General features: G+C 63.8%; 22 protein-coding genes and 1 pseudogene. 4 read left to right on the forward strand and 19 right to left on the reverse strand.

The genetic code is table 11. From position 1 onward, the window contains the following. Positions 1 to 230, forward strand: a pseudogene (locus tag JX325_RS02555) (ATP-binding protein); the annotation flags it as partial. Positions 231 to 460: 230 nt separating this feature from the next. Here the strand turns inward: JX325_RS02555 and JX325_RS02560 are convergent. Together JX325_RS02560 and JX325_RS02565 are read right to left on the reverse strand one after the other, a co-directional pair. Beyond that, on the reverse strand, positions 461 to 1708 hold the full coding sequence (locus JX325_RS02560) for a tetratricopeptide repeat protein (protein WP_204789614.1): 1248 nt from the start codon (positions 1706 to 1708) through the stop codon (positions 461 to 463). A gap of 18 nt (positions 1709 to 1726) precedes the next feature. Continuing rightward, on the reverse strand, positions 1727 to 3340 hold the full coding sequence (locus JX325_RS02565) for a hypothetical protein (protein WP_204789615.1): 1614 nt from the start codon (positions 3338 to 3340) through the stop codon (positions 1727 to 1729). A gap of 184 nt (positions 3341 to 3524) precedes the next feature. On the opposite strand from JX325_RS02565, the gene JX325_RS02570 reads away from it, so the two are divergent. Next, positions 3525 to 4421 carry a hypothetical protein gene (locus tag JX325_RS02570; protein WP_204789616.1) on the forward strand — a complete coding sequence of 299 codons (897 nt, stop codon included), beginning with the start codon at positions 3525 to 3527 and terminating at the stop codon, positions 4419 to 4421. Between the two features lie 110 nt (positions 4422 to 4531). Here the strand turns inward: JX325_RS02570 and JX325_RS02575 are convergent, their stop codons facing one another. Together JX325_RS02575 and JX325_RS02580 are read right to left on the reverse strand one after the other, a co-directional pair. Then, positions 4532 to 5053, reverse strand: a complete 522-nt coding sequence (locus JX325_RS02575; RefSeq protein ID WP_204789617.1) for a spore maturation protein — start codon at positions 5051 to 5053, stop codon at positions 4532 to 4534. After that, positions 5050 to 5631 carry a spore maturation protein A gene (locus JX325_RS02580; protein WP_204789618.1) on the reverse strand — a complete coding sequence of 194 codons (582 nt, stop codon included), beginning with the start codon at positions 5629 to 5631 and terminating at the stop codon, positions 5050 to 5052. Before JX325_RS02580 ends, JX325_RS02575 begins: the two co-directional genes overlap by 4 nt. Before the next feature lie 148 nt (positions 5632 to 5779). Between JX325_RS02580 and JX325_RS02585 the strand changes: the two genes are divergently transcribed. Next, the gene (locus JX325_RS02585) at positions 5780 to 6031 is read left to right on the forward strand and encodes an AbrB/MazE/SpoVT family DNA-binding domain-containing protein (RefSeq protein WP_204789619.1); all 252 of its coding nucleotides are present in this window, start codon (positions 5780 to 5782) and stop codon (positions 6029 to 6031) included. Positions 6032 to 6246: 215 nt separating this feature from the next. Here the strand turns inward: JX325_RS02585 and JX325_RS02590 are convergent, their stop codons facing one another. The 15 genes from JX325_RS02590 to JX325_RS02660 all read right to left on the reverse strand — a co-directional run bounded on the left by JX325_RS02590 (position 6247) and on the right by JX325_RS02660 (position 19923). Then, positions 6247 to 7074 (reverse strand): histidinol-phosphatase HisJ family protein, encoded by an 828-nt coding sequence (locus JX325_RS02590; protein ID WP_204789620.1) that lies wholly within the window; start codon positions 7072 to 7074, stop codon positions 6247 to 6249. After that, complete coding sequence (gene hisIE / locus JX325_RS02595; protein ID WP_204789621.1) at positions 7071 to 7706, reverse strand: bifunctional phosphoribosyl-AMP cyclohydrolase/phosphoribosyl-ATP diphosphatase HisIE; 636 nt, start codon at positions 7704 to 7706, stop codon at positions 7071 to 7073. Before hisIE ends, JX325_RS02590 begins: the two co-directional genes overlap by 4 nt. A 1-nt stretch (position 7707) precedes the next feature. Continuing rightward, entirely contained in the window at positions 7708 to 8151 is a 444-nt protein-coding gene (locus JX325_RS02600) for a hypothetical protein (RefSeq protein ID WP_204789622.1), read from the reverse strand. A 24-nt stretch (positions 8152 to 8175) separates the two neighbouring features. Beyond that, positions 8176 to 8931 (reverse strand): imidazole glycerol phosphate synthase subunit HisF, encoded by a 756-nt coding sequence (hisF, locus tag JX325_RS02605; RefSeq protein WP_204789623.1) that lies wholly within the window; start codon positions 8929 to 8931, stop codon positions 8176 to 8178. Then, positions 8925 to 9644, reverse strand: a complete 720-nt coding sequence (gene hisA / locus JX325_RS02610; RefSeq protein ID WP_204789624.1) for a 1-(5-phosphoribosyl)-5-[(5-phosphoribosylamino)methylideneamino]imidazole-4-carboxamide isomerase — start codon at positions 9642 to 9644, stop codon at positions 8925 to 8927. The genes hisF and hisA overlap by 7 nt, the downstream gene beginning before the upstream one ends. 15 nt (positions 9645 to 9659) lie before the next feature. Then, positions 9660 to 10130 (reverse strand): pyridoxamine 5'-phosphate oxidase family protein, encoded by a 471-nt coding sequence (locus tag JX325_RS02615; RefSeq protein WP_204789625.1) that lies wholly within the window; start codon positions 10128 to 10130, stop codon positions 9660 to 9662. 15 nt (positions 10131 to 10145) lie between these two features. Continuing rightward, a complete protein-coding gene (gene hisH / locus JX325_RS02620; RefSeq protein WP_204789626.1) occupies positions 10146 to 10757 on the reverse strand; it encodes an imidazole glycerol phosphate synthase subunit HisH in 612 nt (203 codons plus the stop codon). Continuing rightward, complete coding sequence (hisB, locus tag JX325_RS02625) at positions 10757 to 11344, reverse strand: imidazoleglycerol-phosphate dehydratase HisB (RefSeq protein WP_204789627.1); 588 nt, start codon at positions 11342 to 11344, stop codon at positions 10757 to 10759. The genes hisH and hisB overlap by 1 nt, the downstream gene beginning before the upstream one ends. 13 nt (positions 11345 to 11357) lie before the next feature. After that, positions 11358 to 12422, reverse strand: a complete 1065-nt coding sequence (gene hisC, locus JX325_RS02630) for a histidinol-phosphate transaminase (protein ID WP_204789628.1) — start codon at positions 12420 to 12422, stop codon at positions 11358 to 11360. A 13-nt stretch (positions 12423 to 12435) separates the two neighbouring features. After that, a complete protein-coding gene (hisD, locus tag JX325_RS02635; RefSeq protein WP_204789629.1) occupies positions 12436 to 13716 on the reverse strand; it encodes a histidinol dehydrogenase in 1281 nt (426 codons plus the stop codon). Next, on the reverse strand, positions 13713 to 15284 hold the full coding sequence (gene hisG / locus JX325_RS02640; RefSeq protein ID WP_204789630.1) for an ATP phosphoribosyltransferase: 1572 nt from the start codon (positions 15282 to 15284) through the stop codon (positions 13713 to 13715). The genes hisD and hisG overlap by 4 nt, the downstream gene beginning before the upstream one ends. 137 nt (positions 15285 to 15421) lie before the next feature. Continuing rightward, a complete protein-coding gene (locus JX325_RS02645; RefSeq protein WP_204789631.1) occupies positions 15422 to 16786 on the reverse strand; it encodes a lyase family protein in 1365 nt (454 codons plus the stop codon). Positions 16787 to 16875: 89 nt separating this feature from the next. Further along, the gene (locus JX325_RS02650; protein WP_204789632.1) at positions 16876 to 18015 is read right to left on the reverse strand and encodes a DHHW family protein; all 1140 of its coding nucleotides are present in this window, start codon (positions 18013 to 18015) and stop codon (positions 16876 to 16878) included. A gap of 12 nt (positions 18016 to 18027) precedes the next feature. Further along, positions 18028 to 19422 (reverse strand): MBOAT family protein, encoded by a 1395-nt coding sequence (locus JX325_RS02655; protein ID WP_204789633.1) that lies wholly within the window; start codon positions 19420 to 19422, stop codon positions 18028 to 18030. A 3-nt stretch (positions 19423 to 19425) separates the two neighbouring features. Then, positions 19426 to 19923, reverse strand: a complete 498-nt coding sequence (locus JX325_RS02660; RefSeq protein WP_204789634.1) for a DUF4358 domain-containing protein — start codon at positions 19921 to 19923, stop codon at positions 19426 to 19428. A 156-nt stretch (positions 19924 to 20079) separates the two neighbouring features. Between JX325_RS02660 and JX325_RS02665 the strand changes: the two genes are divergently transcribed. Further along, positions 20080 to 21096, forward strand: coding sequence for a low specificity L-threonine aldolase (locus tag JX325_RS02665; RefSeq protein WP_204789635.1), 1017 nt, complete (start codon positions 20080 to 20082; stop codon positions 21094 to 21096). Positions 21097 to 21112 lie beyond the last annotated feature (16 nt).

Consider the following 21112-nt stretch of genomic DNA (forward strand, 5'->3'; position numbering starts at 1 on the left):
ATCGACGAAATCGGCTATCTCCCTATGGATATCCAAGGCGCAAATCTGTTCTTCCAGCTCATTGCCAGACGGTATGAGAAAACGTCCACCGTCTTCACCTCCAACTGCTTCCGCCATCCTGGAGCGTGTACTGCATCACTGCACTGTTATCAACATCAAAAGAACGCAAAGAGTTTATGCGCCAGAAACAGCAAATTGTAAATACCTTATTTGAGCAAGGAAACGCTTGATTTTGTTCCCCCCCCCAAAAAAAACCGACAAAATTTTTTCGGCATTTTCTTGCAATTTCAGATTGGCGTCGACAGGGGGATACCCTGGAATTCCCCTGTGACGGCTACGGCTATGGCGGCACCTATCAGGACGGCTTCCTCCTGGGGGCCCCGCCCCTTCCCTGACGGCGCGCTTCGCTCAAACCAAAACGGCGGCGGAAGCAATACGCTTCCGCCGCCTGTTTCCGCCCTCATTTCCGCCGGACCCACTTGCCGAAGAGGGTCTTTTTGTAGTTCAGCAGCTCCTCCTTGGCCTCCGTGTGGCTCGCCGCCTTCTGGAGATGGGCCACGCCCTTGGGAATATCCTCCGCCACGCCCAGGCCCCGAGCGTAGATGACACCCAGCATATAATCCTTTTCCCAGTGATTCCAGTCCATCTCGTTTAGATACTGGAGCGCCTTACCGTAATCCTGGGGGGTACCCCAGCCCTTGAAGCAGCACTTGGCCAGATAGTACACGCCCCAATTCGTATTTCCCTTGTCATGGGCCAGCGTCAGGAGCTGATACGCCTTGGCATAGTCCTGGGGAACGCCCCGTCCGTAGAAATACGCCTTGCCCAGCAGATTGTTGGACCCGATGTGCTCCGAGTCCCGGGCCAGCTCCTTTTCAAAACAGGACACCGCATAGGCCTCGTCCTGCTCCACACCCTTCCCGTCGAAATAGATCGTCCCAACCTTATACCAGCCGCCGCCGTTTCCAGCCTCGGCGGATTCCTTATACCAACGGGCCGCCTCCGCAAAGTTCTCCGCCTCTTCCAGCTCTTGCGCATAGAAGTACTGATGGAGAGGGTATCCCATTTCCGCGCCCATTTTAAAAAGGCCCTCGGCCTTCNCCGGCTGAGGAGCGATGATGTCCTCGTCCCCCTTGGTATAGTACTGGTTCAGGTTGTTGGCGGCGAAATAAATCCCGCCCCGGAAAGCCTTCCAGAACCAATCCTCGCACTTGGAAATCTCTCCTTTTAAGTACGCCTTGAACTCCGCCTGACTGGGGAAGGAATCCTTGCCCTTGTTCTGAATACGGAGGAAGTCCCACCAGAAATAACTGTTGCCGACGATATACTGACAGAACGCGTCCCCTTCCTTCGCCAAAGCCTCCACCTGCTCAAAGGCCTGCTGGAGACTCTCAAAGGGCATCTTCTTCTGGACGGAGGGCGTCAGCTCCCCGCTCCGCAGGGCCACCAGCACCCCCAGGGCGCTGCCCTGCTCCACGGACTTGTGGAGGAGCTTTGTGGNCCTTTCGTCATCCTCCGGGAAGCCGTGCCAGCCCCAGACGTATTGATGGCCGCACAGGCACCGGGCCAGAATGCAACTGGCGTCGCCGTCCCCGGCGGCGGAAGCCTTTTCCAAAAGGGCGAACGCCTCCTTGCCCCGGCCCGTGCGGACGTTGTAATAGATGTCCTGAAGGGCCTGCTTCACTTCATCGCTCAAAACTGCTGCCATGATGGAACCTCTCCTTTGTCAACTTGGTTTTTTTACCCGCTTCCAGTCCCGGCCTCCCGGCAGGAACTCTCCGCGGGGATATCCTGTCAGCCATGCCGCCGCCTCTTTGGGCGGCATCTTTGCCATATAGAAACCCAGCTCCGCCCCCTCGGGCTTCGTGGCCTCCACAGTGCAGCGGGCGTCCATCTTATCCCCCGCCGTCACCCGAATCCACAAATAGCCCGAGGTGTGGGTCAGGTCCACCAGCTGATAGGTCCCGTCCACAAGGCCCGCTGCCGCCATCTGGACATCCTCCTCCGTAAAGGTAGAGTGGTTTTCCGCCGCGCCGCTGGCATAGACCAGGGAAAGCCTCGCCTGGGATTTCCGCTGCGCCTGAGGGCGGGCGGCCTGGGGCGCACTATAAACCCGCCGCAGATCCCAGCCCGTCAGGTCCGGGACCTCCCGGCGGAGCCAGTCCCGCAGGACCTTCTCCGCCCCCCGGGCGTCTGTTGTCAAGGCCAGGGCCAGATTCTCTCCCTCTGAGGGAGCCAGCTCCAGCAGCAGCAGGATCTTTTCCTCTTCTTCTGCCCGAATCAGGCAGTCCAGGGAGCAGAAGGTGCGGCCCCCGCCCTCCACGGGCCGGGTGGGCGTCAGCTCAAAGCCGGACTCCTCCCCGCTGAGGCAGCGTTTCAGCACCTCTTCCACCAGGGAATCCGTCACGCGGGAGGTCACCTCGCCGTTCCGGCGCTTTAAAATCATGTCCTGGGGGCCCTCGCTGAGAATCTCCCGCTGGGCGGCCTCCGAGGCCCGGCGGCTCTGCTTTTGGCGGAAGTCCCGCTCGAACGCCTCCCGCTCGCTCTCGTCCATGGACCAAAAGGCGCTCCACTGGCTGTTGGTCCCCCGCCGGGCGTCGGGGACCCGGAGGGCCAGGCAGTCCGCCGCCGCCCGCAGTTCCTGGGGCTTCTTGAAATCCGTAATGTGCTTTTGCCAGCGGTCGTCCACCAGCACCAGCTGCAAGACCCGGCTGGTGATGGTACGGCCGCCGCTGCGGCGGGTCCTGGTCTCATCCACCACGAAGACGCCCCGGATGCGGTCAATCCGGTTGGCTTGCTCACCCAGGACCCACTCCCGGCCAATGCCCATCTCGTCAAACCACCGGCCGTTCGCCTTCAGGTCGCGGTCCACCATGGCGAAGAGTTCTCCAACCGGAGGGGCCTCCTCCGGGTAGGGAAGCTGGCTGCGGATAGACGCCGCCAAGGCGCTTTTTTCCGGGAAAAACGTATCCCGGGCACCGGCATAGCCCATGTAAGCTCCCAGAAGCAGGAACAAAGCCCCGCCTCCCCCGCTGACCGCCAGCGTCACATAGTCCGAGGACTCCCAATAGGTCCGGTCCTGCTGGAACCCTATGTAAAACACGTAAAACAGCCCGGCGGCGGCAGCAAGCCACAAAAGTCCCCACAGCACCCAGCTGAACCGCCTTCGGGTCCGGCTGAGGCAATAGCCTTCCTCCACGCCGTGGGGATTGTTCTTCCGCTGGACCGCCATCAAAATCAGAATGATGGGAACGGCAAACAGGCGGAACACCACCAGCAGCGCGATGTAAACCGCCACATTCCACGGCCAGCGGAGGAAGCCTCCCTTCTTCTCCTTCATGACCTCTTCCTACCTCCTCGCGCCCCCTGGAATCGGGGACATTTCCTGGTTTTTTATTCTAGCAGTTAGCCGCGGCTTTGTCTAGTCCCCGGCAGGTTATTTCCGGCGAAAAGCAGCCTTGACTTTCGGACTTGAAGGTACTATATTTGTGGCAGCTAATTAAATACGGGAGGATGCGGTTTACATGTTCAAGCTATTTGGAAAAAAGGGAGGCGCCGCCCCTGCGGAACAGCTGGCGGAGTGCCAAAAAAAGCGGGATTGGGCCGGCTTGTGCAGGGCCTACTACGCCTTGGGAACCGCCGCTATGGACCGCGGGGACCGGAACCATGCGCAGCTCTGGCTCCACCGGGCGGACACCATTTACAGCGCCCGGGATGAGGTTTATGACAAGGTAGGAGAGCAGCTTGCGGACGACTGCTCCAGCCGCATTGGGCAGCTGGAAGATACGCATATCCTTTATAACGACATTCCCGCGCAAGTGGAGGAAAAGGCGGAAGGCCTGGGGGATATCCGGGTCCGAGTCTGGGGGCTGCTTTCCCTGGCCCGGCTGGCAAAGCTGGTGAACCGGCTGTCCGTTCTTCCCGGCTGCGGGTCTTTGGCGCGGCTGGACTGGGCTGTGGACGCTGTACTGAACGCCTTCCAGGCTCCTCCGCCGGAAGATGTTTTCAACAGCCTAAAGGACCTCAGCGGCGCGCTCTATGAGCTTGGGGACGATCCGGCGTTCTGGGGGATGGGGAGTGAAATTGCCGTCCCCGGCGGCATGCCCTTCCAAGTCTTTGACCTGAACGGCATGATGGGCGTTCATCTGGAAATAGACGCCTTTCTCAGCGGGATTCTGGACATGGCCTGTGCTCGGCTCCAGGGGCAGGAGCCTCCAGCCCCGGAGACGGGAATCATCACGGGGGCCCTGCTGCCGGATTACTACGTCCGCACCGGCGCGGAGCAGCTGGAGGAGGTCCCTCCGATCAAGGCGGAGCTGGGGCGCATTTGGAGCGATTACGAATTCGTCTGCTCCGGTCCCTCCTGGGAGGCCGTGGCTGAGCGGACAGCCAACTATAAAGAACTGGACATTCTGTCATAAGGCCAGAAACGGCGGAGGGCTGGGCCCTCCGCCGTTTCTGGTCCACGCCGCGGCTTTCACCCGCCTGACGGCATCCTATGAATAATTATGAATAATAGAGAACACCGGCCTCAGCTCCCGAAAAACAGCCGCACNGCCAGCGCCGCNGCCGCGAAGCCCNTCAGGTCCGCCGCGAGGGCNGCGGGGACGGTGTGCCTTGTCTTGGTAATCCCGGCGGAGCCGAAATAGACCGCGATGGTGTAAAAGGTGGTCTCCGTGCTGCCCAGCATCACCGCCGCCACCCGGCCCACGTAGCTGTCCGGCCCGTGGACAGCCATCAGATCGCTGGCCACCGCCAGGGCCCCGTTCCCGGACACCGGCCGCACCAGCATCAGCGGCGCGGTTTCCGGCGGAATGCCCAGCAGGTCCAGCGCCGGGGCGAACAGCCCGGACAGCCACTCCATGGCCCCGGAGGCCCGAAACATGCTCACCGCCGTCAGCAGGCCCACCAGCGCCGGGACGATGCGCAGCAGCACGGACAAGCCCTCCTCCGCCCCATGGGTCAGGGCGGCGTACACGTCCACCCGCTTGCCCAGGCCGTATACCGCTACTCCGGCCAGCAGCACGGGAATCACCAGCGAGCTGAGGCTCATACGCGCCGCCTCCCGTGAGACAGCAGCCTTTCCGCCGTCAATCCCGCCGCCACCGACAGGACGGAGGCCAGCCACACCGCCGGCAGGATGTCGAAGGGCGTTTCGCATCCGGCGGCGGCCCGGACCGAGGCGATGGTGGCCGGAATCAGTTGAATGGAAGCGGTGTTCAGCACCACCAGACGGCACAGCTCGTCGCTCGCTATGCCGCCGCAGCCCCTGGCCATCCTCCGGGCCGCCCGTATTCCCAGGGGCGTGGCGGCGTTGCCCAAGCCCAGCAGATTCGCCGAGACGTTGGCGGACACCGCCGCCAGGGTCTCCGGGTCCCTGCTGGCTTTGGGCAGGAGCCGCCGCAGAAGAGGCCGGAACAGCCGCGCCAGCCCCGCCGAGAGGCCGCAGGCGTTCATGATCTCCATGACGCCGCTCCACAGGCACAGCACCCCCGCCATGGCCAGGCTCAGCTCCACGGCGGACCGGGCCCCCTCCAGCGCCGCGTTCGCCACCGCGTCCAGGTTCCCCGTGAGGAGCCCAAAGGCTAATGACAGCGTGACCATCCCTGTCCAGACCCATGCCATTTCCATATTTTCCCTCCAAATTATTACTTTTTTCTCCAAATTATGAATATCTTCTTAATTTTTTCCAGGAAAGAATTGACAAACTCCACACATGTGTGATAAGGTTACACCACCTGTTGGAAGATACCGCGGACATAGGGAAAGGAGGAGAGCTGTGAAATCGACTGGAATCGTAAGAAAGGTGGATGAGTTGGGCAGGATTGTGCTTCCCATTGAGATGCGGCGCACCTTGGACATCGCCGAGCGCGACGCATTGGAAATCTATGTGGAAGGCTCGTCCGTTATACTCAAAAAGTACAAACCCAGCTGCATTTTTTGCGACGCCACCAAGGACATTACGCTCTTCAAAGGCAAGAGCGTCTGCCCCAGATGTATGAAGGAGCTGTCCCGTGTGAACGCCTCCTGAGGCGTTGCCCTTTTCAGCGGACCAGGGCCGGGGCACAAACTCCGACCCGCCCCATCGGGTATGCGCCGGGCGGGGAAGACCAAACCTAACGCATAATAGCACAACAGGGACTTTCTCCTCGCCGTGGTGGAAGACGGCGGGGGGGAGTCCTTGTTTANACGCACAAAAAACGACGCGGAAACTGCCAAACGGCAGTTTCGCGTCGTTTTCTTGTCTCAAATATCCAGCGGCCGCTCCTCCCGGCCCGCCAGGACCGGCAGCACGGAGNGCGCAAANCCCGCCGCCCTTCCAAGCTCCGCCGCCTGGGCGTAGCCATAGACGATGGCGTCCGCGCTGTGGGCGTCGGCGGTGAGGATGATTTTTCCGCCCATGGCCCGCCATTCCTTTAAAAGAAACAGGGCCGGATAGGGGACGCTCCGATAGCCCCGGGACATGGCCCCGGTGTTGATCTCCAGCAGCGTCTCTTTTGGGTCCGCGGCGTGGAGGGCCTCCAAGGCGGCGGCTTGATAGGCGGGGTCCGTCTCATCGAAAAAGCGCCCGGCCTCGTTGAACTTGGCAATCAGGTCCACATGGCCCAGGATGTCGGGCTTCCGCTCCGCCATGCGGCGGACCTCGTCATAATAAGACTCCGCCATCATCCGGGACCGACCCGAAAAGTCCTCCCGGAAGCACCGCTCCAGCGTCTCCCGGTCCCAGTCCACCGCGTGCCAGCCGCCCTCCCGGTCCCGCATATGGTGGGCGCTGCCGATCCAGTAGTCAAAGCCCTCCGCCGTCACATCGGCCAGGTTATCCAGCTCGACGCCCAGCAGCACGTCCATCCGCCCGGCATATTCCTCCCGGAGGCGGAGGACTTCCGCCCGGTAGGCCGTCATGTCCGCCGGGAGGACCTCGCCCTCGTCCTCCGGCAGGGGCGTGTGGCTGTGGCCCGAGGCCCCGAAGGAAACCGCCCCGGCCTCATACGCCGCCCGGGCCATCTCCGCCAGGGTGTTCTTTCCGTCGCACATTCTGGAGTGGGTGTGCACCGAACAGAAAGCCCCCCTCATTGCATCCGTTCCTGCTTCACCTTGTGGTCCACCACATGGCGCTTTTCCAGCTCCCGGGTGACATCCTCCACGGTAATGCCCATCTGGACCATCAGCACCATCACATGGTAGCAGAGATCGGCGATCTCATAGACCGTCTCCTCTCTGTCCTCCTTCCGCCCGGCGATGATGACCTCGGTACACTCCTCTCCCACCTTCTTGAGGATCTTATCCAAGCCCTTTTCAAACAGATAGGTGGTATAGCTTCCCTCCTTGGGGCTGGTCTTCCGCCCGGCAATGAGGCGGTACAAGCCCTCATAGCTGAACCGCTTCATCTCGTCGGAGAGGTAGAGCTCGTTGAAAAAGCAGCTCTCCGCCCCGGTGTGGCAGGCGGGGCCGTCCTTCACCACCTCCACCACCAGGGCGTCGCCGTCGCAGTCGGCGGTGATGGAGACCACATGCTGGCGGTTCCCGCTGGTCTCTCCCTTCCGCCAGAGCTCCCGGCGGCTCCGGCTCCAGAAACAGGTGCGCCGCTCGTCAATGGTGATGGCCAGGCTCTCGGCGTTCATGTAGGCCAGGGTCAGGACCTCCTTGGTGTAGTGGTCCTGGACAATGGCGGGAATCAGGCCCCGCTCGTCAAACTTCAANTCCAAGTCACGCCTCCTCCCGCTCTATGATGTGGAACCGGCAGTCCTGGGCGCCGTTCAGAATGGTACCCTCCGGGTCCACAATAAAGCTCCGCTCCGGCCACAGCTCCCGGAGAATGTGCAGCACGCTCTGACGGGAGCACTCGCACAGCAGACAGGAATTGATGTAGCCCTGGGTGTGGAGGGAGCAGGTGCACTGGTGGAAAATCAGCCAGAACTCCTTCCCCGGCCGTACGATCTCCGTACCCAGGCCCCCCATCTCTCCCAGGGCCTGGAAAAACGCGTCAATCTCCCCGCCGGTGCGCTCATGCACCCCCCGGTAAAAATCCAGCATCCCCATCTGAAGGCAGTTTTCCGCACAGCTGCGAAGCAGCGTTCCCCGCTCCTCCTTCGGCAGGGCTGCCAGTCCCGCCTCGAACCCTGGAAACCACCAGCGAATCTCACTGTCCATTTTATAAGCTCCTTCCCCAAATTTTTATAGCCGCATCTCCACGCCTCTGNCGCGGAGAAAGCGTTTCAGGTCCTTGATGTCCACTTGCTTTGTGTGAAAAATGGAAGCCGCCAGCCCCGCGTCCACGCCGGAATGGGTGAAGAGCTCCGCAAAGTGCTCCCTGCTCCCCGCCCCGCCGCTGGCGATGATGGGCACATGCACCCGGGCCGCCAGGGCGTCCAGCATCTCCAGGTCAAAGCCGCCCTTCACCCCGTCGGTGTCGATGGAGTTCAGCACGATTTCCCCCGCGCCGTCTCCCACGCCCCGGACAGCCCATTCCATGGCGTCGATGCCGGTATCCTCCCGGCCCCCTTTGGCGAAGAGGCGGAAGGTCCCGTCCACCCGCTTCACGTCCATGCTGAGGACCACACACTGGTCCCCGTAGCGTTTCGCCGCCGCGGCGATGATGGAGGGGTCCGCGATGGCCCCGGAGTTGACGCTGACCTTGTCCGCGCCGCATTTCAGCACCCGGTCGAAATCCTCCAGCCCCCGGATGCCGCCCCCCACGGTGAGGGGAATGAAGATCTCGGAGGCCACCCGGCGGAGGATGTCCGTAAACAGCCCCCGCCCCTCGGCGGAGGCGGTGATGTCATAGAACACCAGCTCGTCGGCCCCGGAGTCGTTGTAGAACCGGGCCAGCTCCACCGGGTCCGCCATGTCCCGGAGCCCTTCGAAGTTGGTCCCCTTCACCACCCGTCCGTCCCGCACGTCCAGGCAGGGGATGATCCGCTTGGCTAACACGCCCCCACCTCCTCCACGACGGTCCGCAGGTCCAGCCGCCCGTCGTACAGGGCCTTGCCCAGGATGGCCGCGCGGATTCCCATTTCCTCCAGCCGCCGCAGCTCCTCCAGGGTGCCGACGCCGCCGGAGGCGGTGACATCCAGGCCCTCGATTTGGACCAGCTCCTCGTAAAGCTCCAGGTTGGTCCCCCGGCCCGCGCCGTCCCGGCTGATGTCGGTGTAGATGACGGTCCGCACCCCCGCGTCCCGGAGGCGGCGGCAGAAGTCCACCCCCTTTTCCCGGGAAAGCTCCTTCCAGCCGTTGACGGCCACATAGCCGTCCCGGGCGTCCACGCCGACGGCAATTTGGTCCCCATAGGTTTGAGCCATGCGGGCGGTAAAGTCAAAGTCCTTCACGGCGATGGTGCCCAAAATGCAGCGGCCCACCCCCAGGTCCAGATACCGGCGGACGCGCTCCTCCGTGCGGATGCCGCCGCCCACCTCGATGGTCAGCCCGCCCTGCTTCGCGATGGCGGCGATGCTGTCGAAGTTGGCCAGGGTCCCGTCCCGGGCGCCGTCCAAATCCACCACATGGAGGTATCGGGCCCCGGCGGAAATGAATTCCCGGGCCTGGGCGCAGGGGTCTGTGCCGTAGACGGTCTCCCGGTCGTAATCCCCCTGGCAGAGGCGGACCACCTGCCCGCCCCGGAGGTCAATAGCTGGAAAAATCTGCATGGTTTTGCTCCTTTCTCACGGGTGGACCTTGCAGGTCAGCTCCTCCGCGTCCAGGCGGAACACCTGGGTGTTTTCCAGGGCCGCCGCGCCGATGTCCCATTGCTCCCGCCCGGTGACATGGGCCAAAATGGCCAGGAGGCCCGCCCGTTTTTCCTCCGCCGTTTCCAGCACCGTCACCGGGCCGCCGCCCATGACGCACCGGAAGCGGGAGGTGGTCTCCTGGGCCCGCTCGCTTATGACCCACTCGTGTCCTGTGTCCATTTCAAAGGCGGCCCAGCCGGTCCGGCGGATGAGGTCCATCTTCCGGCCCTCTTTCGCGCCGTGGAAATAGAAGGCATAACGCCCGTCTCGCTCCTCCAGGCCGAAGTCCAGGGGGACCACGTAGGCCCGTTCCCCGTCGCACAGCCCCAGGCGGCAGCAATCACAAGAGGTTATAATTTCCCGGATTTTTACAGGGTCCGTAACCTCCCGGTCCGCTCTTCGCATACCATTCCCCCCCTTTCACAGCTCGGCAAAGGCCCGCAGCAGCCGCAGCCCCGCGTCTCCGGACTTCTCCGGGTGGAACTGGGTCCCCCAGACGTTCCCCCGGCGGACCGCGCCGGTGACGGCCACGTTTCCGTATCGGGAGGCCCCCAGGGTGCTCTCCCGGCAGCCGCAGGCGTAGAAGCTGTGGACATAGTAAACATATTCACCATTCTCGAAATACTTGAACAGCGGGTCGTCTTTTNCAATTTCCAGGCTNTTCCAGCCCATGTGAGGGACCTTCAGCGACTTGTCCGCCAAATCCTCCCCCAGAAAGGCCACCTCGCCGGGAACCAGGCCCAGGCCGGGGTGCTCGCCGTACTCAAAGCTCCGGTCAAAAAGGAGCTGCATCCCCAGGCAGATGCCAAGCAGGGGCTTGCGTCCCGCCTCCTCCAGAAGAACCGGAACCAGCCCCGTCTCATCCAGCTTGGCCCGGGCGTCCCCAAAGGCCCCCACGCCGGGCAGGATAATCCGGTCCGCCGCCCGGAGGCGCTCCGCTTCGCCGGTGACCTCCGCCTCCACGCCCAGGGAATGGAGGCTGGATTGCAGGGAGAAGAGATTCCCCACGCCGTAGTCCACGATGGCGGTCATCACAGCACCCCTTTCGTGCTGGGAATCTCGTCCATGTGCTTGGGGTCCAGGGACACGGCCCCTTTCAGCGTCCGGCCCATGCCCTTGAAGACGGCCTCCAGGATGTGGTGGGTATTCTCCCCCGCCAGTTGGCGGATGTGGAGGGCGCCGGGGCAGTTCCGCACAAAGCCCAGCCAGAATTCCTGAGCCAGCTCCGTATCGAAGTCCCCCACCTTGGCGGCGGGCAGATCCACCGCCCAGCCCAGGTAATCCCGGCCGCTGAGGTCACAGGCGCAGAGAACCAGAGTCTCGTCCATGGGAAGCAAAAACTGTCCGTAGCGGACAATGCCCCNCTTGNCNCCCANAGNCTCCTGAAACGCCCTGCCCAGGCAGATGCCCACGTCCTCCACGGAGTGGTGATAATCCACCTGGGTGTCTCCGCGGCAGGCAACGGAAAGGTCGAAGTCTCCGTGCCGGGCGAAAAGCTCCAGCATGTGGTCCAGAAAGCCGCAGCCGGTGGAAATTTCCGCCTTCCCTGTGCCGTCCAGGTTCAAGGAGAGCCTGNTTTGAGTCTCCCGGGTGTCCCGTTGAATGCTTGCGGTGCGCATAGCGCTTCCCTCCTTATCCTCCGGCCGGCAGCCGGTCGATTTGCTCTATCAGCGCCTCCATCTGCTCCCGGGAGCCGATGGTGACGCGGACAAAGTCCCGGATGCGGTCCTTGTCAAACCAGCGGACCAGAATGCCGGCTTCCTTTAATCTCCGGTACAGCTCCCCGCCGGGGAGGCGGCCCGATTTGGCGAAGAGAAAGTTTGCGGAGGAGGGCAGAACCGTGAAGCCCCGCTCCTCCAGCGCCCCGGCGGTCCAGGCCCGGTTTTCCCGGACGGCCCGGCAGCAGGATTGGAAATAGTCCTCGTCCTCCATGGCGGCGGCTCCCGCCAGCAGGGACAAGCGATTGACGTTGTAGGGGTTGAAGCTGTACTTCACCCGGTTCAGATCCGCGATAAGCTCCGGAGAGCCCAGGGCAAAGCCAATCCGGCCCCCCGCCAGGGAGCGGCTCTTGGACATGGTTTGGGTCACCAGGAGGTTTTCGTACTCCCGGACCAGAGGCACGCAGCTCTCCGCCCCGAAGTCTACATACGCCTCGTCCACCACGACCACCCGGTCCGGGTCCTTTTCCANCAGCCGCCGGATATCGGAGACCGGGACCGTCATACCCGTGGGGGCGTTGGGGTTGGCGAGGACCACCGTGCCGGGGAAATCCAGGTAGTCCTCCACCTCCAAGGAGAAGTCCTCCCGCAGGGGAACCCGCCGGGCCTCCAGGCCGAACAGGGCCGCCTGGGCCTCATAAAAGCCGTAGGTAATGTCGGCGAAGGCCGCTCCCTTCCCCTCCCCGCAGAAGGCCCGGAAGGCAAAGGCCAGAATCTCGTCGGAACCGTTGCCGGAAATCACGTTTTCCGGGGACAGGCCATACCGCCGGGCAATGGCGGCGTTCAGGGCGGCGCAGGTGGGGTCGGAGTAGAGATAGAGCTTTTCCGCCTCCGCCCGGCTCAAGGCCTCCAGGACCTTGGGCGAGGGCGGAAAGGGGCTCTCGTTGGTGTTCAGCTTGATGTATTTTTGATCCCGGGGCTGCTCGCCGGGGGTGTAGGGGGCGCAGCGCAGGGCCTCGGGAGATAAAAACCGGCTCATAAAACCACCGCCTTCATTCAGATTTTTTCCGGCTCTCCGCCGAACGGGCGTGCCCCTCCAGGCCCTCCCGCCGGGCGAAATCCGCAATCCTGTCCCCGCAGGCGTTCAGCGCCGCCTGGTCATAGCTGAGGAAGCTGGAGCGCTTCATGAAGTCGTCCACCCCCAGGGGGCTGGAAAANCGGGCGGTGCCCGAGGTAGGCAGGGTGTGGNTCGGCCCCGCGAAATAGTCCCCCAGGGCCTCCGGCGTGGAGCGGCCCAGAAAGACGCTCCCGGCGTTTTTGATCCGGGGCAGCAGGGCGAAGGGCTCGTCCACGCAGAGCTCCAGGTGCTCCGGGGCAATGCGGTTCGCCGTCTCCACGGCCTTGTCCAGGCTGTCCGTGACGATGATTTTTCCGTTGTCCGCAANGGACCGGCGGGCAATGTCCTTCCGGGGCAGGGACTCCAGCTGGGCCTCCACCTCGGCCTGTACGCTTATTGCCAGCTCCCGGCTGTCCGTCACCAGCACGGCGGAGGACAGCACGTCGTGCTCCGCCTGGCTCAGCAGGTCCGCCGCGACCCATTTGGGGTTCGACTTCCCGTCCGCCAGCACCAGAATCTCGCTGGGCCCGGCAATCATGTCGATGGCCACCCGGCCGAAGACCTTCCGTTTCGCCGTGGCCACGAACACGCCGCCGGGGCCCACGATCTTGTCCACCCGGGGCACGGTTTCCGTCCCATAGGCCAGGGCCGCCACCGCCTGGGCCCCGCCGATTTTGAAGACCTCCGTCACCTCCGCCAGCTCCGCCGCCATCAGGGCCTCCGGGCTGACTGTGCCGTCCGGCCGGGGAGGCGTTACCAGGACAATGTCCTGCACCCCGGCGATCTGGGCGGGAATGACATTCATCAAAATGGTGGAGGGGAACGCCTCCGGGCTCCGGGGCACGCAGACGCCCACCCGTTCAATGGGCGTCCACCGCTGGCCCATGACGATCCCGCTCCGGTCCGTGAGAACGAAGTCGTTGTGCCTCTGCCGCTCATGGAAGCGCCGGATGTTTTCCGCCGCCTCCTTCAGCGTCTCCAGAAAATAGGGGTCCACGGCTCTTCGGGCGGCGTTGAACTCCTNCGCGCTCACCCACAGGTCCTGGATCTCCGCGCCGTCAAAACGGCGGGTGTAGTCCCGCAGGGCCTCGTCGCCCCGGCGGCGGACCTCCCGGATGATTTCGTCCACGGCGGCGGACACATCCTCCTCCGCCTGGATGTCCCGGTTCAAAAACTCCTCCGGCGAGAGGCTGTCGAAATCCAGAATCCGCATCATGCCCCCGTCACCTCCGTCAGCTTCGCCAGCAAAGTTTCGATCTCCCGGCGCTTGAACTGGAAGCCGGCCCGGTTGGCCACAAACCGGGCGGAGATGGGCATAAACTCCGTCAGCACCTTCAAATGGTTCTCCCGCAGGGTGGTCCCCGTCTCCACGATGTCCACAATCACGTCGCTGAGGCCCAGAAGCGGNGCCAGCTCAATGGAGCCGTTCAGCTTGATGATANCAATATCCCGGCNCTGGGCGGCNTAGTAGNCTTTCGCGATGTTCACGAACTTTGTCGCCACCCGGAGGGTCCGGCCCGGGTCGTCGGTGAAGTCCTCCGGCCCCGCCACGCACATGCGGCACTTCCCAAGGCCCGTGTCCNGCAGCTCGTACACGTCCNNCCCGGACTCGGCCAGGATGTCCTTGCCCACGATGCCGGCGTCCGCCGCGCCGTGCTCCACGTAGATGGCCACGTCGCTGGGCTTTACCAGGAAGTAGCGGATGCCCGCCTCCCGGTTTTCCACCACCAGCTTCCGGCTCTCGTTGTAGTCCTCGGGGCAGCCGCAGCCCACCCCCGCCAGGAGATTGTAAACCTTGTCCCCCAGGCGGCCCTTGGGCAGGGCGATGTTCAGCATGGTTTTCTCCCCCTCCGGGGGGGCGGCTTCGCTCAGCCGCTCCAGCTCGTCCAGGTACAACGCGAAGCCCACCGCCTTGGCTCCGGGGCGGAACTGCTCCGCCAGGGGGTCGTAGCGCCCGCCCTGGAGCACCGCCCGGGGCAGGCCCGCCACGTAGCCTTGAAGCACCAGGCCGTTATAATACTCCATGTCGTTCACCAGGGACAGATCCAGCCTCAGGCTCTGCCCCTGGGCCTCCAGGGCGGCGCACAGGGTCCGCAGCTCCGCCAGGGCCGCTCCCATTCCGGCGTTGAGGGCGATAGGCTCCGCCTGGGCCAGCACCGCCTCCCAGTCTCCCGCCAGCGCGTCCAGGCGGCAGAGGGCGTCGGTCCCCTGGCGGGAAAGGCCCGCTTCCTCCGCGGCGGAGCGCAGCTCGTGGAGGTTCCGGTCCCGGATACAGCTGAGCAGCCGGGACCGGGCGGCCTCCGGCGCGCCCACCGCGTCCAGCAGCCCCGCCACAAAGCCCATGTGGCTGGCCTCCAGCACGAAGTCCCGGCCCGTCAGGGCCAGGCTCTTCCCCGCCAAGGACACCGCCTGGGCGGTGATGCCGTCGTCCACCGCGCCGATGCACTCCAGGCCCATCTGGCTNATCTCCTGGAAGGTATGGCTCTCCTGGCTGGGGCGGNAGACGTTTTCGGAGTAATAGAACCGCCCGCAGCCCCCTTCCTCAAACTGGGCGTTCTTGGCGATGGAGAGGGNGACGTCCGGCTTNAGCGCCAGCAGCCGCCCGTCCAGGTCCGTAAAGGTGATCACTTGATCCGAGGCCAGGAAGCGGCGGTTCTGCTGGTAGAGGCCGTACTCCTCAAAGCGGCCCATGCGGTACTGGCGGAAGCCCGCCTCTTCATAGAGCAGGCGGAGCCGGAGGGACAGCCGCTCCTGGGGCCGCAGCACATTCAAATCCAATTCCATGGGGTTCCTCCTTGCGGGGCAGGGCCCCGGTGATGGATTACAGTATACTCCGATTTTTTAGCATAGTAAAGCGCTAATTCGGTAGTATAATAGATTCTCTGATTTACACAAACATGCCCCGCCGCCCGGCGGATTGTTTATACCATCTTTTCCGGCTTCACCGCCTCATCGAACGCCTCCGCCGTCAGGAGGCCCAGGGAGAGGACCGCCTCTTTCAGGGTCGTGCCGTCGTGAAGGGCTTTCTTGGCGCACTCCGCCGCCTTTTCATAGCCGATTTCCGGCGTCAGGCAGGTGACCAGCATCAGCGAGTTGTTCAGGTTCTCCTCCATCCGCTCCACGTTGGGGGTGATCCCCTCTACGCAGTGGACCCGGAAGGACTCCATGGCGTCCGCCAGCAGCCGGGCGGAGAGCTGGAAGTTATAGGCCGACACGGGCAGAAAGACGTTCAGCTGGAAATTTCCCTGGCTGGCGGCAAAGCCGATGGCCGCGTCGTTCCCCATCACCTGCACCGCCGCCATGGTGACCGCCTCGCACTGGGTGGGGTTCACCTTGCCGGGCATGATGGAGCTGCCGGGCTCGTTCTCCGGGATGTGGAGCTCTCCCATGCCGCAGCGGGGGCCGCTGGCCTGCCAGCGGATGTCGTTGGCAATCTTCATCAGATTCGCCGCCAGGGCTTTTAAGGCCCCGTGGGCAAAGACCAGGGCGTCCTTGCTGGTGAGCGCGTGGAATTTATTCGGGTCCGGGCGGAAGTCCAGGCCCGTCAGGGCCCGCAGCTCTTTACAGACCAGCTCGTCGTAGTTCTTGGGGGCGTTGAGCCCGGTGCCCACGGCGGTGCCGTCGATGGCNAGGCNGCTCAGCTCCTCCAGGGCCNCCCGGAGCATCCGGCAGGGGGCCTCCACCAGCTCCCGCCAGCCGGAAACCTCCTGGGCGAAGCGCAGGGGCGTGGCGTCCTGGAGGTGGGTCCGGCCAATGCGGATGAGGTTGGGATAGGCCGCCTCCAAGTTCGCGAAGNCCCCNGCCAGCCGCTCCGCCGCCGGGAGGACCTGGTTCGCAACAGACAGCGCCGCCGCGATGTGGAGGGCGGAGGGATAGGTGTCGTTGGAGGACTGGGAGGCGTTCACATGGTCGTTGGGGTGGAGCTTTACGCCCCGGTCCGCCGCCAGGTGGGCGATGACCTCGTTGACGTTCATATTCGTCTGGGTGCCGCTGCCCGTCTGCCAGACGACAAGGGGGAACTCCCCGTCCCACTTCCCTGCCCGGATCTCCTCACAGGCGGCGGCAACGACGGCGGCCTGTTCCTCCGTCAGCTTGCCCGCGGCGGCGTTGGCCCGGGCGCAGGCTTCCTTTAAGTAAGCGAAGGCTGTGATGATCTCCCTGGGCTGGCGCTGGCCGCCGATTTTGAAATTCTCCAGGCTTCGCTGGNTCTGNGCACCCCAATGGCGCTCCGCCGGGACGGCGATTTCCCCCATAGTGTCGNGCTCGATGCGGGTGGCAGTANTCATAGCGCTTNCCCNTTTCATTTTTATGGCNTTTATTATACCNGCAGAGGCGGGCAAAAGCAAGCCCGCCGAAAAGACTTTCGGCGGGCAATTCATGACTGCGTCAGCAGGACCAGGTTCCGGTCCGTGATGAAGTTGGGCACGCTGTAGACCACCGCGATGGCGTCCAGCCCGTTATCCTCCGCGTACTTCGCGGCGGAATAGCGGTAATACCGGGGGTCCAGCAGGTGGACCTCCTCAAAGCGCAGGGCCAGGAAGGGAGCCAGGGAATCCGCGTAGGAATCCCGGATCACCAGCAGCTTCCCCTCCCCTTCCGGGTTCTGAATGACGCAAAGCGGCTGGTTGCCCCCCAGAAAGGCGGAGTATTTATCCTTCTTCCCCAGATAGTCCCAGTCATACAGCCCCGCCTCCTTCGGCGTGCCGTCCCGCCAGGAGGTGACCGTGAGGCCGCTTTCCTCCACCCAGAACTCGATGCTGTCCGGCTCCAGCCAGTGAATGCCGGACTGGGAATACAGGGTCCCCTGGAACCCGTTGGAAACCGGGANGTCCCGCGCCCTCACCGTCTCCGGCTCCGGAACCTCCCCTCCCCGGCCCAGAGCCTCCATCAACGCGGCGTGGCCGTAATAGGCCCCCAGGGTGGTCCAGTGATGGTCCGTGCGGTAGAAAATCCCCTCCCAGGTCCTCTCCCCGGCATGGTCCCGGAGGGCCGTCAGGAAATCAATGGGCTCCACGCCCTCCAGCTCCGCCGCCCGCGCGATGAAAGCCGCCTGGTCCCAGCTCTCCGCCCCCCTGGGCAGGCGGTCCCGCCAGATTTCCGCCGCCGAGGGGATCAGGCCCAGGTACACCGGAAGCTCCGTCCGCTCCGCCAGGCGGGAGACATAGCTCAGATTCTTCTCCTCCAGGCCGTCCTTGGGCGGCTCCACCTTGGCGATCAGGGCGTCGCCGCAGAGGTAGACTCCGTTGAACTCCCGCTTGCCCAGGACTTGCTCCGCCCGGGCCTTGAGGCCCGTCCATTGGTCCCGGAGGGGGAACTGGTCCGCGAAGTACTCCTCCACGCCCTTGNTAAAGCTGCCGTCCTTCAAGTCCTCCCAGGAGAATTCCGGGAACTGGGCCAGGGTCCGGTTCTCCACGTCGGAGCGGTCCCGGTCCGGCAGGAGGAGGTGCCAGGCAAGCAGTCCCCCCAGAAACACACAGAAACAGGCCGACAGGAAGCGGCTGTATCTTGTTGTCATCTCACCGCCTCCTTAAAACCGGAAATACAGGAAGGGATTGTAGCTGCCGTCCACCAGATAAGCGGTGGAGACAACCAGCCCCAGGGCCATCAGCACCGGCGCCAGGACCTTCCTCCCCCGCTCCGGGATCTTCTTCCAAAGGTCCGCCGCCAGGGTGGTGGAGCCCAGGGCCAGCAGGAGCAGAATCAGGGCCCAGCTCCGCAACCGGTACCCGTCCGGGGCGGACCAGAGGGGCCCTCCCCCAAAGCACACCGCCAGATACCGTCCGCAGACTCCCAGGTCCTCNATGGCGAAGATGCCCCAGCCCACGAAGACCACCAGCAGCGTATAGAACCGCTTCACCAGAACCGGCGTCCGGGCGAGGAGGTCCCGGAAGACGAACCGCTCCAGAATCAGCCACAGGCCGAAATACAAGCCCCACAGGACAAAGTTCCAGCTGGCCCCGTGCCAGAAGCCGGTGCAGAACCAGACAATGAGCAGGTTCCGAAGGGTCTTGGCGCTCCCCGCCCGGCTGCCCCCCAGGGGGAAGTACAGGTACTCCCGAAACCAGGAGGTCAGGGACATGTGCCAACGCCGCCAGAACTCTCCCACGGAGGTGGAGAGATAGGGGTGGTCAAAGTTCTCGTCAAACCGGAAGCCCAGAATCCGCCCCAGGCCGATGGCCATGTCGGAGTAGCCGGAAAAGTCAAAGTAAATCTGAAGGCCGAAGGCGAACAGCCCCGTCCAGCCCCCTGCAACCGTCAGCGCCCCGGCGTTTTGAGAGGCCTGGCAGCTCTCCCACAGGGCCCCGGCGGCGTTGGCCAGCAGCACCTTCTTGGCAAGGCCCGCGGTAAAGCGGCAGGCTCCTTCGGCGAAGTCCCGGGACGTGACGGTCCGGTGAACCAGCTCCGCCGCCACGGTCTTGTACTTCACGATGGGCCCGGCGATGAGCTGGGGAAACAGCGTCACGTAGGCCCCGAAGCCGATGATGTTCCGCTGGACCGGCGCGTCCCGGCGGTAGACATCGATGGTGTAGCTCATGGTCTGGAAGGTGAAGAAGGAAATGCCCAGGGGCAGGGGCAGTCCCAGCTGGGGAACCGTTATCCCCGGAAGCAGGGACAGATTCGCCGCCAGGAAGTCCCAGTACTTGAAAAAGCCCAGGAGCAGAAGGTTGAACACCACCGACTGCCCCACGAACCAACGGGCCAGCCGGTCCCGCTGCCGGAACCGCTCCACCAGGAGGCCGTGGGTGTAGTCGATGAAGATGGAGAGGAACATAACCCCCACGTACACCGGCTCTCCCCAGCCGTAGAAAAAAAGGCTGGCCAAAAGCAGCACAAAATTACGCCGCCGAAGCGGCGTAAGAAAGTACAGCGCCAGCGTCAGCGGCAGATATCCGAACAAAAACGTCAGGCTGCTGAAAACCATGGCCTACTCCTTGGATTGGAATTGGAGGCGGAACTGCTCCTCTAAAACCTCCTGATGCGCCCCGGAGGCAATCAGGGCCACGTAGGTCCCCTCCCGCAGCACCTTGGCCGCCTTCCAGGCCTCCAGGCTCTCGGGATACCAGGCCCCGCCCTCCGCCTGGGCGTCGATTCGGGCCTGGAGGATGGCGGCGGCGGACTCCGCGTCCTCCTCCGTCTCCCCCTGCATCAGCACAATCTCATTCACGTCGGAGCTCATGGCCGGGATCTTGACAACCAGCTGCTTCGCGGGGATTTCGGAAAGGCCGGGGTAATAGCCCTCCAGCAGCTCCCCCTCCACGTCCGCCATGTAACCCTCTTCCCAGCCGCAGGACTCCTCCATCCCGGCGTACAGGGTGTTCAGGGCAACATCCGGCTCCTCCGTCCCGCCTTCTTCCCGCTGCCTGCCGCAGCCGGAAGCCAGCAGCAGCAGAGCCGCCAGAATCCATACCGCTCTCTTCTTCAAACGAATCTCCTCCCGCTCCCAGTTCCCGGACTGCCGGGAAAATTCTCTCGTTCTGTTCCTTGTTTTTATACAGGATTCGCGCTATAATTTCAACATCAAATCTGTAACATTCCGTAACAGTTCTTCCCTGCGGTTGTTACTTTCTGGAGGTTCGCCATGTACAGTTTCCGAAACGACTACAGCGAGGGGGCCCACCCCAAGGTGTTAAAGGCCCTCACCGAGACCAATTTCCAGCAGACCCGGGGCTACGGCCTGGACCCCCTCTGCCAAAAAACGCGGGACCTCATCCGCTCCCTCTGCGCCGCGCCGGACGCGGACGTCCACTTCCTGGTGGGGGGCACCCAGACAAACCTGCTGGTGATTGAGTCCATGCTGAAGCCCTATGAGGCGGTGATCTCCGCCCACACGGGCCACGTCAACGTCCATGAAACCGGGGCCATCGAGGGCACGGGCCACAAGGTCATCGCCGTCCCCAGCCCCGACGGGAAGCTGACCCCCGCCATGATCGAGTCCGTGCCGGAGCTCCACAGCGACGAGCACCAGGTAAAGCCCGCCATGGTCTATGTCTCCAACACCACGGAGATCGGAACCGTCTACTCCAAGGCGGAGCTCCAGGCCCTCCGGCCGTGCTGCGGCAAGCACGGCCTCCTCCTCTTNCTGGACGGGGCCCTGCAGNGGCCCGCCCTGGNCTGCGGGGACCTGACCCTGCCGGACTACGCGGCCCTCACCGACGCGTTTTACATCGGCGGCACCAAAAACGGCGCCCTCTTCGGCGAGGCCCTGGTCTTCGCCAAGCCCCGTCCGGACTTCCGCTGGCACATGAAGCGCCGGGGGGCCATGCTGGCCAAGGGCCGTTTGCTGGGGGTCCAGTTCCAGGCCCTGCTGGAGGATGAAACCTATCTGGAGGCCGCCCGCCATGCCAACGCCCTGGCCCTCCGCCTCCGGGACGGGGTGGCCGCCCTGGGCTATCCCCTGCCGGTGGAGTCCCCCTCCAACCAGCAGTTTCCCGTCCTGCCCAACGAAGCGGTCACGAAGCTCCAGGACATGGGCTATGAGTTCGAGGTGGACCACGCCGTAGACGCGGGGCACACCATGATCCGCCTGGTGGCCAGCTGGGCCACGCCGGAACAGGCGGTGGAGGACTTCCTCCGGGACCTGGCCTCCTGCAAATAACGCTCCCAACGCGCCC

It is taken from the genome of Oscillibacter sp. CU971 (genome assembly GCF_905219725.1).
Taxonomy (GTDB): Bacteria; Bacillota; Clostridia; order Oscillospirales; family Oscillospiraceae; genus Oscillibacter.

What these genes read in the sequence shown, in the direction of transcription:
- JX325_RS02570 (WP_204789616.1), top strand. Translation starts at nt 3,525, where the DNA reads ATGTTCAAGCTATTTGGAAAAAAGGGAGGCGCCGCCCCTGCGGAACAG.
- JX325_RS02600 (WP_204789622.1), bottom strand. Translation starts at nt 8,151, where the DNA reads ATGGACAGTGAGATTCGCTGGTGGTTTCCAGGGTTCGAGGCGGGACTG.
- JX325_RS02565 (WP_204789615.1), bottom strand. Translation starts at nt 3,340, where the DNA reads ATGAAGGAGAAGAAGGGAGGCTTCCTCCGCTGGCCGTGGAATGTGGCG.
- JX325_RS02615 (WP_204789625.1), bottom strand. Translation starts at nt 10,130, where the DNA reads ATGCGAAGAGCGGACCGGGAGGTTACGGACCCTGTAAAAATCCGGGAA.
- JX325_RS02580 (WP_204789618.1), bottom strand. Translation starts at nt 5,631, where the DNA reads ATGGAAATGGCATGGGTCTGGACAGGGATGGTCACGCTGTCATTAGCC.
- hisA (WP_204789624.1), bottom strand. Translation starts at nt 9,644, where the DNA reads ATGCAGATTTTTCCAGCTATTGACCTCCGGGGCGGGCAGGTGGTCCGC.